The following is a 13,762-nucleotide window of genomic DNA, read 5'->3' on the forward strand; positions in this document are numbered from 1 at the left end:
AAAATTGCAAAATTTAGCATATTCTAATGAACAAAAAACCAATTTTTTTAACTTTTTTGGTTCAAATACTATAATTTTCTTAAGGTTTTCAAAATTTTGAGTATATCTTTTGAGGCCTGAATAATTTATCAAATAGATAAAAGGAGACAAAATGAAAAAATTACAAAAAAGTTTATTAGTTTTAAGTAGCTCATTTGCAGCAGTGCCATTAGTAGCATTTTCATGTTCACCAACCGCACAAGCTTCAAAACCTGGAAATACACAAACACAAAAAGCTACAAATCAAACAATAGACCCAACACAATATGGAGTTGCTAAATTAGCTGAAAATATTAAAGCAAGAGAATTTTTATACCCAGCAGCAACTATTGAAAACTTTTTAGATAAGGATGGAGTATTCACTTTTGGTTTACACGAAAAACCATTAGAAAATGCTAAAGGAGAATGAGTTGCATTAGCTACTGAAGTAAAATCATATAACAATAATGAATTAGTAGCAGGTTCAACACCAATTAAAGCTGAAGCAACAGCTGATGAATCAAAAGATCCATTAAAACACGAACCTCGTTTAACATTTAAATGATCAAAAGCAACAAACAACGAACTTAAAGCTGGTTCTTACTACACATTTATTTTCTACAAAAAAGATGGAACAGAAAAAATCGTTTACAGTAAAGCTAACCTTGATGGAAATAAAGACATTTTCCCAGTTAAATACACAAACCACTCAATCGACTTAAAAGCAAATGGAATTAATCTAAAACCAGGATTTAAAGAAAGAACTTTCTTATATCCAGCAGCAACACCAGAAAACTTCTTAAATGAAGACGGAGTGTTTAAATTTGGATTACATGAAAAACCATTAGAAGGAGCTGAAGGAGAATGAGTTGCTTTTGCTACAAAAGTTAAATCAGCAACAGACAACACAATTTTCTCTAAAGAAACACCTGTTGTAAAAGCTGAAGCAACAGCAGATAAAACAAAAGATCCATTAAAACACGAACCACGTTTAACATTCGAGTGATCAGCGGCTAAAGGAAATGCATTAGAAAACGGAGCTTTCTACACATTTATTTTCTACAAAAAAGATGGTTCAGAAAGAGTTGTTTATAGTGCAGAAAATCTAGCAGGAAATAAAGACATTTTCCCTGTAAAAGCTTCTAACCAAAACATTGATCCTACAAAACACGGAGTTGCTAAATTAGCAGAAAACATCGATGTAAGAAAACTTCTACACCCAGCAGCTGTTGAAGAAAACTTTTTAGACTCAAATGGCGTATTTAGATTTGGTCTACATGAACAACCATTAGTTGGCGTTGCAGGTGAATGAGTTGCTATTGCTTCTGAAGTTAAATCAGCAACAGACAACACTTTAGTAGTTCCTCAAACTGTAAAAATTGCAACAGCAACAGCTGATGAAACAAAAGATCCAATACAACACAAAAGACGTTTAGACTTCGTTTGATCAGAAGCTAATGGAAACAAATTAGAAGAAAACAAATTCTACACATTTGTATTCTATAAAAAAGATGGAACACAAAAAATTGTTTTCGGAGACGAAAACATTAAAACAAACAAAGATATCTTCCCAACAGACAAAAAAGCAAAAGCACATGAAGAACTTCCTGCTGCTAAAACAACAACTACTCAATCCTAATAAATTTTGTATAATGAAAAACTTAACAACCAAGCAGTTGTTAAGTTTTTTAATTGAGAATTTCTTCCTTCGAAATCCTGATGTATTGGCCTTTTTGTAAATCATTTGGCAATTCTAAATTATGAAATTTAATTCTTTTAAGAAATAAAACGGTGTAATGAAAAGCACTAAACATTCTTTTTACTTGATGAAACTTGCCTTCTGAAATTACTAAATTACAGGTTTTTTCTGTAATTATCTCTAATTTTGCTGGTTTTGTTAATTTGTCTTCTTTGATGTCAATTCCTTTTGCAAAAGCATCTATTAATTCTGGTTTTAGTTCTTTATCTACTTCAACATAGTATGTTTTTTTTACGTGTTTAGATGGTGACAATAAATCATGACTTAACTCACCATCGTTTGTGATTAATAAAAGACCTTCTGTATCTAAATCAAGTCTTCCTACTGTGTGTAAATCTGAAATATTTCTATCTTCTGGATTAAGCAATTCAAAAACAGTTTCGTGCAAATTATCTTTATTTGCACAAACATATCCTTGTGGCTTATTCATCAAAAAATACACATTTTTTCCTTTATAAAGAATTTTATCGTCAATTGCAATTTCATCTTGTTGTTGATCAACAACAACTAATGATGAAATAATGTTTCCGTTTAGTTTTACTCTTTTTTGCTTTATTAAATCCTTTGCTTGTGAGCGGGAAAATTGAGTTTTAGAAGCTATTACTTTTTCAATTCTTTCTTTTTTCATTAACCAACTAAAGCCTTAAGTATTTCTTCTCTTTTTTGTTTTGATTGCAGTCTTTCAATGATTTCAAGAGCAAAATCAATTGAGTAATAAGCACTTCTTCCTGTAATTACTTTGTTATCAACCACAACTCCATTGTCTTTGTAATTTTGCCCTTTTAAAGATGCATTAGGAAAAGCTGTGTAGTTGATTGTTTGATCAAAAACTTTCTTTTCAAAAAGAGCATTTGGAGCATCACAAATTGCAAAAACTCATTTGTTTTCATCCAAGAATTTCTTTAAAAGATCTAAACTTTTTTGATCAGTTCTTAAGTGAGTTGCACCTTTTCCGCCAGGAACAAAAATGGCACTAAATTCACTAAAATCACTTATTTTCTCTGTTTGCAGATTTACAAGTTTGTGCTGTCCTGTGTATGTTTTAGTTGTGTTGGGGTTATAAAATACAATTTGATCAAAGGTTTTTGCTCTTTCTAAAGTAGAACATACAGCAATCATTTCATAATCCTGAAATTCATCTAAAACTAATACTAATAATTTATTCATTTTTCTCCTATAAACTATCTATTACTTTTTTAAGTTGTTTATAAAGTGCTTTATCAATTGTTGAGTGTGAAGCTTCATCAACTAAAAATAGTTGTGAGTTTTTAAGTTTTTTATGTAAATCATAAGCTGCTTTTGGTTTACACACAACATCTTGTCTACCGTGAATTATAAAAGTTTTTATGTTCTCTATTTTGTGTGCATTATCCAAAATGAAGTTATCACTTTCTAAAAAACTTCTATTAACAAAATAATGAGATTCTAAAAGAGCAATATCAAGCATTTCCTGTTGAACTTTCGAAGTAACTTCAGGGTGTTTGTATGTTTTAATTGAAACTAAACAAGACTCTCAAGAAGAAAAGATTTCAGCCGCTTTGTGTCTTTGTGGGCGTTTTGGATCTTTGAGAATATTGTAGTAATTTTCAATGATGCTTAAATCCGGATTGTATTCTTTTTGATTCTTTATGAAACTGAAATAGTGATCAAAATAATCAGGATAAAATGTTTCAGCCCCTTCTTTTTCATACAGAAAATCAACATCTTCTTGTCTTGCTAAAAATACAGCTCTTAATAAAAGAAAATTAGTATTTTGAGGGTATTTAATTGCATAGAGTAAACTTAAAGTTGTGCCTCAACTTCCGCCAAAAAGCCCTATTTTATCGATATTTAAGTGCTTTCTTAATTTTTCGATATCTTCGATAAGCTCTTGTGTGTTATTGTTTTTAAGTTCATTTTGAGGCAAGCTTTTACCACAACCTCTTTGATCAAATAGAACAACTCTGAATTTATTGAGATCAAAAAGTTTAATTGCTTTTTGACTCATTCCTCCACCAGGTCCACCATGGACTACAAATACTGTATTTTTGGCATTTTTGCCATAAACTTCATAGTAAATTTTGTGTAATGAATCGACTTGTAAATAATTTTTTTCTACTAAATTAGTCATATGTTACATTTGTTAGCTTTCTTAAGTATATAATGAATCATTGCATTGTTTTTTCTAAGTCTGGTTGGTTGTTTTTTACTAAAAAGTTTTTTTCTTTAGCAAGGTTGTATAAATTATTGTAAATTTCTGTTTCGTCTGTAGTTGGTTCTAGATTGAGTTCTCTTATTTTGTGAGGATAGTACTCAGAAAGAAGTTTATAACCGAAGTTAAAAAACTCTTTTTTAGGTATTATGTCTGGCTTGATTGAACCAATTATTGCAAGCTTAATTCCAATTAGTTGATCCTCAAATTTTGGTCACAAAATTCCTGGTGTATCTAATAATTGAATATCACCTGCATTTATTCATTGTTGCCCTTTTGTAACCCCTGGCATGTCTCCTACTTTTGTTTTTGAACCTGAAATATGGTTAATTAAAGTGGATTTTCCGCTGTTTGGAACTCCCATAATAAAAACTCTTAAACGAGGTTTTAATAATCCTCTTTTTAAATCTTTTTCTCTTTTTTCTTTTAGTTGCTCATTAATTGAGTTTAAAATTAGTTTTTTAGATGAACCTTCTTTTAAATTAACAAAGACAACTTTAGAATTAGAGTTAGAAAATCTTTGTTGAATTTTGTCAATCTTTGAGGCATCTGCCATATCTTTTTTCGTCACAACAAAAAGACGAGGTTTCTCTGGCGAAATCTTGTCAAATTCTTCGTTGTAGGAGCTAATTGGTGCTCTTCCATCTAAAACGATAATAAATAAATCTGCTAAAACTTGTTTTTCTTTTATTTGTTTGAGTGCTTTGGCCATGTGGCCTGGAAATCATTGTATCATAACTTAAATTATACTATGTTGGTCTCAAAAAAGTAAAAATACAGGAACGAATTCCTGTATTTTTGTTTGTTTTGGTTGTTTGAATTACTGAATTATTTAATAATTTCTGTAACTGATCCGGCACCAACTGTTCTTCCACCTTCACGGATTGAGAATTTTGTACCTTGTTCAACAGCGATAGGAGCGATTAGTTCAACTGTTAAGTCAACGTTGTCTCCTGGCATAACCATTTCTCTACCAGCTTCAAATTTAATTCCACCTGTAACGTCTGTTGTTCTGAAGTAGAATTGTGGTTTGTAGTTTTGGAAGAATGGTGTGTGACGTCCACCTTCTTCTTTTTTAAGAGCATAAATAGCTGCTTTAAACACTGTGTGAGGAACGATTGTTTTTGGTTTAGCAATAACTTGTCCTCTTTCGATTTCTGTTCTGTCTACTCCACGTAGTAGAACTCCGGCGTTATCTCCGGCCATAGCTGATTCAAGGTTTTTTCTGAACATTTCAATCCCTGTAACAACTGTTTTCTTAGGTTCAGCTTTGTATCCAACGATTTCAACTTCTTCGTTAACTTTAACTTGTCCTCTTTCAACTTTACCTGTAGCAACTGTTCCACGTCCTGTAATTGTGAAAACGTCTTCAACAGCCATTAAGAATGGTTTATCCATTTCTCTAGCAGGAGCGTCGATGTATGTGTCAACTGCGTCCATTAGTTCGTAGATTTTTTGTTCTCATTGAGCTTGTCCATCTAGAGCACCTCTAGCTGATCCTCTAATAACTGGAGTGTTGTCTCCATCAAAATCATATGAAGATAATAGATCTCTAATTTCCATTTCAACTAGATCAACCATTTCTTCTTCACCAGCTAATAAGTCTACTTTGTTTAAGAAAACAACGATTTTTGGAACTCCAACTTGTTTTGAAAGTAGGATGTGTTCTCTTGTTTGAGGCATTGGTCCATCTGTAGCAGCAACTACTAAGATAGCACCGTCCATTTGTGCAGCCCCTGTAATCATGTTTTTAACGTAGTCAGCGTGACCTGGACAGTCAACGTGTGCGTAGTGTCTTTTTTCTGTTTCGTATTCGATGTGAGCTGTGTTAATTGTAATTCCACGTGCTCTTTCTTCTGGAGCAGCATCGATTGAAGCGTAGTCTTTAGCTTCAGCTAGTCCTTTTTTAGATAAAACAGTAGCAATAGCAGCTGTTAAAGTAGTTTTACCGTGATCAACGTGACCGATTGTACCGATATTTACGTGTTCTTTAGATCTATCAAAATTTAATTTTGCCATATTTCTAATCCTTTCATTTTTAAAAAAATTGTTATTTTAAATGCATTTAAAACCAACCTTAGAATAGTCTTTCAGCTATTTCCCATCCATATTTAAATGCTCTGTAATGTCCTTATTTGTAATTACATTATATATTTTACCAAAAAAAGCAAAATTCAAAAATTAATAACAAAAAAGCTACCCGTGGTAGGGGTAGCCTTTTTCTGTTATTTTATTATTATCTTATGAAAATATTTAATCAAGTTTTGAATTTTAATTCTGATAGTGAATTAAATTATTGTAAGCATGAAGTAAAAAGGAGTTAACAAAACTTTATTATATGAAACTTCAATTTGATAATGAACTAAATAAAACAAATCTATATGTATATGTATAAGTAATTATGATATTTTGCATAGAGTTTTAATCTATGCGAAATTATTATAAAACTTTTTTTTTTTTTGCAAAAGAAATTAAAAAAAGTTGTTTTTTGGCCTAAAATTGCACTTTTTGGAAAAATGAACTTTTCTCAAAGTTGCTAATTATCAGAGTTTTCATCCATTTCAGCTCTGTATTCTAAAATCAGATCTCTGATCTTGATTGCGTTTTCATAATCTTGTTTTTCAACGTATTCTTGTTTTTTGATTTGTAGCTGTTCAATGATGTTTTCAATGTCTTTGTTTGATTGAATATGTTTGCTTTTTTTCTTTTTAAGAATCTCATTAACAAATGGATTTTCAATTGGATCTGAAATTGGCTTGATGATTGTTTTTGGCACAATATTGTTTTTGGTGTTGTAAGCGATTTGAATCTCTCTTTTTTCTTGATTATCTTTGATTGTTTCTGCAATTGCTTCGTTGATATTATCAGCAAATAAAATCGCTTTTCCATGATCATTTCTAGCAACACGCCCAATCATCTGAATGAGTGCTGTTTTAGATCTTGAAAAACCAGCAACATCAGCTTCTGTGATCATAATCAAAGAAACTTCAGGTAAATCAATCCCTTCTTTTAAAAGGTTAACTCCAACAACAACATCATAAATTCCTTTACGCAGCTTTCTTAAAATTTCATTACGCTCAAAAGTTTTTAGTTCAGAGTGTAAATAAGCTGACTTGATTTTTTTAAGCTCAAGAGCAGCCGATAATTCTTCAGATGCTCTTTTAGTTGCTGTCATGATCAGTGTTCTTTCTTTTTTGTCAATTTGACTTTGCAGTTCTTCAAAGATTCTGCTAAATTGATTTTCTGTTGGAGCAACTTCAATAACAGGATCTAAAAGACCTGTAGGACGAATAATTTGTCTAACGATCTCACCGTTTGTTGTTTCGAGTTCGTATTCTCCCGGAGTCGCTGAAATAAAAATAGTTTGATTCTTAATTTCTTGAAATTCAGCAAATTTTAAAGGACGGTTATCAAGAGCTGAAGGAAGTCTGAATCCATAATCCACTAATTTTCTTTTTCTTGAGTAATCTCCTTCATACATTCCATTAAGTTGTGGAACTGTAATGTGAGACTCATCAATAAAAATAAGGGCATCTTCAGGTAAATAGTCCATTAAAGTATAAGGTTTTTGACCTTCTGATCTACGATCAAAGTGCCTTGAGTAGTTTTCGATTCCTGAACAAAATCCAAATTCAGCTAAAGAGTCTAAATCTGTTGTAACTCTTTCTCTAAGTCTTTGTTCTTCAACTAATTTGCCATTTTGCTTGAAATATTCTAGCCGCTCTTTGAGTTCTTCTTTGATTGTTTCAATAGCAATATTCAGTGTGTTTTGGTTGACTGTGTAGGCTTCTGCAGGATAAATTGTGTAATTAAAAAATTCACCTGTGATTTTTTTAGCAGATGGTTCGATTGTTGAAATTTTTTCAATTTCATCACCAAAAAAGTCAATTCTGACATTGAAATCGCTACTTCAAGAAGGAGCGAGTTCAACAACATCGCCTTTGACTCTTAAAAATCCTGGAGCAGGATTTTCAAGTGTTCTTTGATAACCTATTTTGATTAGTTTTTTGATGAAATCACTTCTTGAGATCTTTTCATTTTTTTCTACATAAACAAAGTTTGAAGCATATTCTTCAGGATTAAGTGCACCATAAATTGCAGCAACAGAGGAGACAATAATTGTATCTCTTCTTGTTTTGATTGCATTCATCGCTGACATTCTCATTGACTCTAAATCTCAGTTTGTTTTGGAACTTTTTTCACGATATTGATCAGTTGCAACAGAGTAATATTCTGGACGATAAAAATCGAAATGCGAAACAAAATACTCAACTTTGTTGTTTGGGAAAAGTTGTTTCATTTCTGAAAAAAGTTGCGAAGCTAAAGTCTTGTTGTGAGAAAGAATAATTGCAGGTCTGTTTGTTTCTTTAATAATGTTGGCCATTGTGAAAGTTTTTCCACTACCTGTTACCCCTAATAAAACTTGGTGTTTTTTATTTTGGTTTATTCCTTCTACAAGTTCTTTGATTGCTTTAGGTTGATCCCCTTTAGGTTCATTTTTTGAATTAAGTATAAACATAAATAAATTATAAAGAAAATTGCTTTTTTAACTAATAGTTAATAAAAAAATCAAAAAGATTAGGATCTTTTTGATTTTTGTGATTTTCTTCATCTTTTGAAGTCTTTAATGTAGCATGTTTCTTTGTCGTATTTGATTCTTAAAACTGCTTTTCAAAATAGTGAAAGACCTAAAGGAATTGCAAACGCTAAAACAAACATTAAAATGTCTAAAACAACTACTACACCGATATTTCCGCCTTTGTAGAAGAAAGGTTTTAGGAAATTACCAAAGGTATAAACTACAACTCCCTCGTTTAATGTTCCTTTGTAGTATGCATATGTTGAGAAATAAAGCACTAACATAAACACAAAGTACAGAAAGACATAAAGGCCAATGTAAAATAAAACTTTGTTGTTAATTGTAATTTGTTTTCTTACTAAAATTAAGATAATAAATCCTAATATTGGGTTAATTGCGTGTGTAATTAAAGAGTTAATTGATTGATAAACGTTTTTTCAATCTGATGTAAAAGCAATTAGTGTTCAGTAAATAATGAAAGTAATTGTAATCAGTGTTACAGTACCAAAAAGTGCTTTTTTGATTCACTCATTATTATAAAGACCAAAACACACAAGTGCTGTTCCTAATAAAAAGTTTGATTGATAAGTAAAGTAGAATAAGCTGCTTAAGTTTAAAAATACAACTTGCATTCTTAATGGCTTAACACCCGCTCTATCGAAACTGAAGATATCGATAAAAGTGAATATTGTTGTAATTGTTAAAACAAACAATCCAAAGATAAAAGAAAGTAATTTAACTTTGCTTAATTTTAGATTGTGAAGACCAAAATTTTTTGTCATATTTCTCCTTATTTTTTTGCAGAGAATTTATTCTCTGTTCCTTTAAATAGCCTAATTATATTAGATTTGTGAGAAAAGATTACAAAAAAGTGTGAAATTAAGACTACTAATGGATTGATTCAATAAAGATTTTCGTGTCCTAATGGTCTTCAGTTGAATCAACCTAAAGGTCCTAAAATAAATCAAGGAGCAAAGGAAATTGCGATTAAAACTATTGGTACAAAGATTGATCCAACTGAAATGTATCTTGTTCAAAATACAACAGCCAAAAAGAGAATTACTCCAATGATTGTAACAATTAGGTTCATTGAGATGATTAGACCTAATAAGCTTGCAGCACCTTTTCCACCTTTAAATTTAAAGTATAAAGGTCAAATGTGGCCAATTACAACTCCAAGACCTCCAATTTGAGGCACTAAATAAATTAGTGAGCTTGCATAAATTGGTGAGCTAGTTGCGTATGTGTTTACTAAAGAAACACTAACAACGACTATAAGTGCCTTCAAGATATCAAATATAAAGATTGGTAAAGCAAACTTTGCTCCATAAACTCTGAGTGCATTTGTTGAACCTGCATTGTAAGAACCTTTTGTTCTGATGTCTTCTTTTCTTTTCTTTCTACTGAAGATAATTGAGAGGTTAATAGAACCAACTAAATAACCTATTACTAAAGCAACGAAATTTGCTAATATCATTCCTAAAATACTCATTTTTTCCTTTCTAACCTATTGCAAGGTCTTCTTCTAAATAACTGTATTTACTAAATTTGTGATTATTGCTTCCTCATACAAGTACTGTTGATGAAATTCCTAATTGTCCAAAGAACATTACTGAAACTAAGATTAGCTTGCTTGCTAAATTGAGTTGAGATGTAAGACCAGTTGTTAGTCCGGATGTTCCGAAGGCTGAAGAAACTTCAAAGAAGATGTGAATTGAGTTGTAGTGTCTTTGTCCATCAATTGGTTTTCAAGGAATGTTTCCTCCTAAAATGTCAAACGATGTACTTAAGACAATTACAGAAATAAAGCACATAATCAGCGAAACAAACAGAACTATTGAAGCCTGATTTACTGTTTTTTCATTGATTTTTCTTTTGAAAACGTGTGTGTAATCCCTTCCTCTCATTCTTGAAAGTAAGTTTAAGAAAATAAGGGCTAAAGTGGTAGAACGAATTCCTCCTCCTGTTGAAGATGGTGAAGCACCAATGAACATCAATACAGATAATAAAATAACTGAAATGTCATTTAAATTATAAAGATCCATTGTTGCAAACCCAGCACTTCTTGTTGAAAATACAGCAAAAACCAGTGCAAATATTTTATCAAAACCACTTCCATAATTATAACCTTTTGTACCATTTCCTCAGTATAAAGGATCTGAAGAAGCACTGTGTCAAAAGGAGCTTGGTGATTTATCTAATAGTTCTGAAGGAATTATTAGAGCAATTCCTACAAATGCAACTAAGAAATAAGTTAATAGTCCAACTTTTGAAAACAGAGAAAACTTGTGTCTGTTTTTGTGTCTTTTGAAAAGAGACACAAAATACATATAAATATCAAACACAACTGGATAACCAATTCCACCAATAATTAATAATCCTAATAATCAAATTTGAATAACGTGATTTGAGTAATAAGGTGCTAGCGAGTGTTCTCCAATAATATCAAAACCTGCATTATTAATTGCTGTAATTGAGTGGAAAATTGCAAATCTTAAAGAAAGATTTAAGTCCCCTTTTGGATTATTAACAAAAGAAGCAGCTTCAAAATTTCCATCCATAAAATAAAACATAAATGTTAAAGCGATTGAAGAAAAAATGATTAATACCAAAATAACACTAACAGAAACCAAAATTACTCTTTTGATCTCTCCTAAACTATTGGAACTTCTTTCTAAAGCTAAAACATCCCTTTGGAAGATTCCGAGCTTAACTCCAAAAATATAGTTGATAATATAGACTTTGATCGCAAATACACCTATACCACCAAACAAAATTAAGATGGCAATGACGGCCTGTCCAAATATCGTCCAAGTTTTTCCTGTTGCAGCAACCACTAACCCTGTGTCACTAAAAGCAGAAGCTGCTGTAAATAAAGAATCTCAGTAGCTTACTGAATTTTTGGAAACTTGAGATATATCAGATCAAAGCAATAAAGAACCGGTTATAGTTATTAAAAAATAAACAAGAAACACATATCAAATTTTTCCAACCTTACGGTGAAACTTATGTCTTAAATTGACAAAAAAATAAATAAGGTCTCTAAACTTGAAACGATTTAGTTTTCTTGTTTTAGTTTTTCTATTTCTTTTTCTTATTTTTCTCATATTGTTTTAAAATTATATTAAAATTAATAAAATAAAGCAAAAAAACATCAAAAAATTGAAAATAAGCTTTAATTTTTTGTTTTTTATAAAAGTTTATTGGCTTTTTGCTTTTTTTATTAAAATTAATTAGAGGTTTATATGAGAAGAAAAAATCAGGGAATATGTGTTATTGGAGCGGGTCGTTTTGGACAAGCTGTAATTTCACAACTTTTTAAATTAAATAAGCAAGTAATAGCCATTGATAAAGAGGAAAAGAATTTAACTTTTGTTAAAGATTCAACAGTTGCTACTTATGTAACTGATGCTGCTGACTTAAAAGCTTTAGAAGCTTTAGGAATCGGAGATATTGATACAGTAATTGTTGCTCTAACAGATAACATTGAAATTATTGCAGCTCTTTTAGAACTTGGAATAAAAAATATTATTGCAAGAGCTAACAACCACAGACATGCACGTGTTTTACAAAAAATCGGAGTTCATATGATTGTTAGACCAGAAGAAGAAGCAGGAATTCGTACAGCTCTGTTTGCTACTAACAAATCATTCTTAAAATACACAAATGACCTACAAGAACTTGGAGATGGTTATGTAGTTGGTTCAGCAACCTTAACCTCTTCAAAACTCTTTGGAATCAGTCTTAAAAAAACTAATTTCACTTCTTTAAATGTTATCGTTGTTATGGTTAAAAGAAAATCAAATTCTTTCTTACCAGATGGTAACTTTAAATTAGAAAAAGATGACTTGGTTACTTTTATTGGTAAAGTTGACGATGTTATTTCAGCCTTTGAAATGATTTCAGATCCAAATATTGAAAAAAATACACAAAAAAGCGAAGAAAAAATCTAGTGCAAACTAGATTTTTATAATACGATTTTTTCTATTTCAACATCAGATTCAAAGCTTGCTGAGTCTAAAGTACTATTATCAAAGTTAATTTTTAGTTCTTCGTTTTCTCCATCTTCAGACTCAAAAACAATCTTTTGTACATTGCTAAATTCTTTAAATCCAAAAAGATAATTTAAGTTAAAAAATTCAAATTCCACTGTGTGCGTGTTATTTTTGAAATCTTTATGATTAAGTTCAATTGTTTTAAATGTGGTTTCTTTTTGATTTAAAAACACAAGATTCTTTGTGTTTTTAAAGATTAGTGTGGTTATGTTTTTATTTTCTCAAAAAGGATTTGAATAAAGCTCAATATAAGGATTCTCAAAGGTTATTGTTTCAATTTCATTAGATATAAAAGCATCTTCTTCAATTTCTGTGATGTTTTCTTTAATTACTAAATTTTTGATTTTATTAAAACCAAAAGCAGAGTTTTCAATCACACTAATTTTTGAGTTTAAATTAAGTTGTGAAATCTTATTAGACTCAAAAGCGGATGTTCCAATTTTCTTTAAATTAGAATTAAATACAACTTCTGAAATATCATTGGACATAAAGGCTGAAAACTCAATTTCTTCTAAGTTTTTAGGAAGGATCACTTTAAAAATCTTTTGTTTTAGTTGTGCTGCAAAGGCAAAAGCTTCAATTTTTGTGAGTTGTTCTAAAGAACTTAGGTCTAAAACTCCTTGTTTATAAAATTTGCTGTTTGATAACAATTCTTGAGAATTTTCTTTATTTATTACTTTCATTTTTGCTCCTTTTTTATTGTTTTAATAAATTGTAGCACTTTTTATTTGATTAATCAAAAAGCTGTAGTTATTGACATCTTTTGACAATTTTTTTATGGACTAAATTAGGAACTTTTCTGTATTTTTTCCCATATTTTTCCTTTTTAGGCCTATTTTGGCAAAAAATTTCTATTCTAGAGAGAAAGGAGGTGAAAAATGGATACAAGCAAACTTAAAAAACTATCAGAACAAGACTGCAATGAAATCGGCGGAGCTGGTTTTGCTGCTATCGTTCCTTTTATTCCTTTAATCGTTAGTTCTATAGCTTCTTTAGTTGGTAGTTTTAAAAGTTTAGTAAGCTCTTCTGGAGAAATCAAAACAAAAGAAGGATTGACTCAAAAATGAGATAATCCTTCAAATGCTCCAAAAGAAGCAAAAAGCTCTGTTACACCAATATATTTCATTTATTAATCAGCTTTAGAGTCCTTTTTTTGTAAG

General features: G+C 30.6%; 13 protein-coding genes. 3 read left to right on the forward strand and 10 right to left on the reverse strand.

From position 1 onward, the window contains the following. Window positions 1–151: 151 nt before the first annotated feature. Window positions 152–1,657: a hypothetical protein gene (locus JV122_RS00210; protein WP_205842344.1), complete on the forward strand. Its 1,506-nt coding sequence runs from the start codon at window positions 152–154 to the stop codon at window positions 1,655–1,657. Window positions 1,658–1,706: 49 nt separating this feature from the next. Here JV122_RS00210 and JV122_RS00215 read toward each other — a convergent pair whose 3' ends face one another. From JV122_RS00215 to JV122_RS00255, 9 genes are all read right to left on the reverse strand, one after another. Further along, window positions 1,707–2,405, reverse strand: coding sequence for a pseudouridine synthase (locus JV122_RS00215; RefSeq protein ID WP_205842346.1), 699 nt, complete (start codon window positions 2,403–2,405; stop codon window positions 1,707–1,709). Continuing rightward, window positions 2,405–2,944 (reverse strand): DJ-1/PfpI family protein, encoded by a 540-nt coding sequence (locus tag JV122_RS00220; protein ID WP_205842347.1) that lies wholly within the window; start codon window positions 2,942–2,944, stop codon window positions 2,405–2,407. Before JV122_RS00220 ends, JV122_RS00215 begins: the two co-directional genes overlap by 1 nt. Window positions 2,945–2,951: 7 nt before the next feature. Then, window positions 2,952–3,887, reverse strand: coding sequence for a prolyl aminopeptidase (gene pip, locus JV122_RS00225; protein ID WP_205842349.1), 936 nt, complete (start codon window positions 3,885–3,887; stop codon window positions 2,952–2,954). Continuing rightward, complete coding sequence (ylqF, locus tag JV122_RS00230) at window positions 3,880–4,704, reverse strand: ribosome biogenesis GTPase YlqF (RefSeq protein ID WP_205842351.1); 825 nt, start codon at window positions 4,702–4,704, stop codon at window positions 3,880–3,882. The genes pip and ylqF overlap by 8 nt, the downstream gene beginning before the upstream one ends. A 92-nt stretch (window positions 4,705–4,796) precedes the next feature. After that, window positions 4,797–5,987 (reverse strand): elongation factor Tu, encoded by a 1,191-nt coding sequence (tuf, locus tag JV122_RS00235; RefSeq protein WP_205842353.1) that lies wholly within the window; start codon window positions 5,985–5,987, stop codon window positions 4,797–4,799. Between the two features lie 517 nt (window positions 5,988–6,504). After that, a complete protein-coding gene (gene uvrB, locus JV122_RS00240; protein ID WP_205842355.1) occupies window positions 6,505–8,487 on the reverse strand; it encodes an excinuclease ABC subunit UvrB in 1,983 nt (660 codons plus the stop codon). Between the two features lie 59 nt (window positions 8,488–8,546). After that, entirely contained in the window at window positions 8,547–9,329 is a 783-nt protein-coding gene (locus JV122_RS00245; protein ID WP_205842357.1) for an MAGa3780 family membrane protein, read from the reverse strand. Between the two features lie 8 nt (window positions 9,330–9,337). Beyond that, window positions 9,338–10,024 (reverse strand): glycerol-3-phosphate 1-O-acyltransferase PlsY, encoded by a 687-nt coding sequence (plsY, locus tag JV122_RS00250; RefSeq protein WP_205842359.1) that lies wholly within the window; start codon window positions 10,022–10,024, stop codon window positions 9,338–9,340. Between the two features lie 25 nt (window positions 10,025–10,049). Further along, a complete protein-coding gene (locus JV122_RS00255) occupies window positions 10,050–11,654 on the reverse strand; it encodes a TrkH family potassium uptake protein (protein ID WP_205842361.1) in 1,605 nt (534 codons plus the stop codon). A gap of 138 nt (window positions 11,655–11,792) precedes the next feature. On the opposite strand from JV122_RS00255, the gene JV122_RS00260 reads away from it, so the two are divergent. Then, window positions 11,793–12,500 (forward strand): potassium channel family protein, encoded by a 708-nt coding sequence (locus tag JV122_RS00260; RefSeq protein ID WP_205842362.1) that lies wholly within the window; start codon window positions 11,793–11,795, stop codon window positions 12,498–12,500. Window positions 12,501–12,514: 14 nt separating this feature from the next. On the opposite strand, the gene JV122_RS00265 is transcribed toward JV122_RS00260, so the two are convergent. Continuing rightward, entirely contained in the window at window positions 12,515–13,285 is a 771-nt protein-coding gene (locus tag JV122_RS00265; protein WP_205842364.1) for a leucine-rich repeat domain-containing protein, read from the reverse strand. 195 nt (window positions 13,286–13,480) lie between these two features. Between JV122_RS00265 and JV122_RS00270 the strand changes: the two genes are divergently transcribed. Continuing rightward, window positions 13,481–13,735, forward strand: a complete 255-nt coding sequence (locus JV122_RS00270) for a hypothetical protein (RefSeq protein WP_205842365.1) — start codon at window positions 13,481–13,483, stop codon at window positions 13,733–13,735. Window positions 13,736–13,762 lie beyond the last annotated feature (27 nt).

The organism is Mycoplasma procyoni (assembly GCF_017052595.1).
Classification (GTDB): domain Bacteria; phylum Bacillota_I; class Bacilli_A; order Mycoplasmatales; family Metamycoplasmataceae; genus Mesomycoplasma_A; species Mesomycoplasma_A procyoni.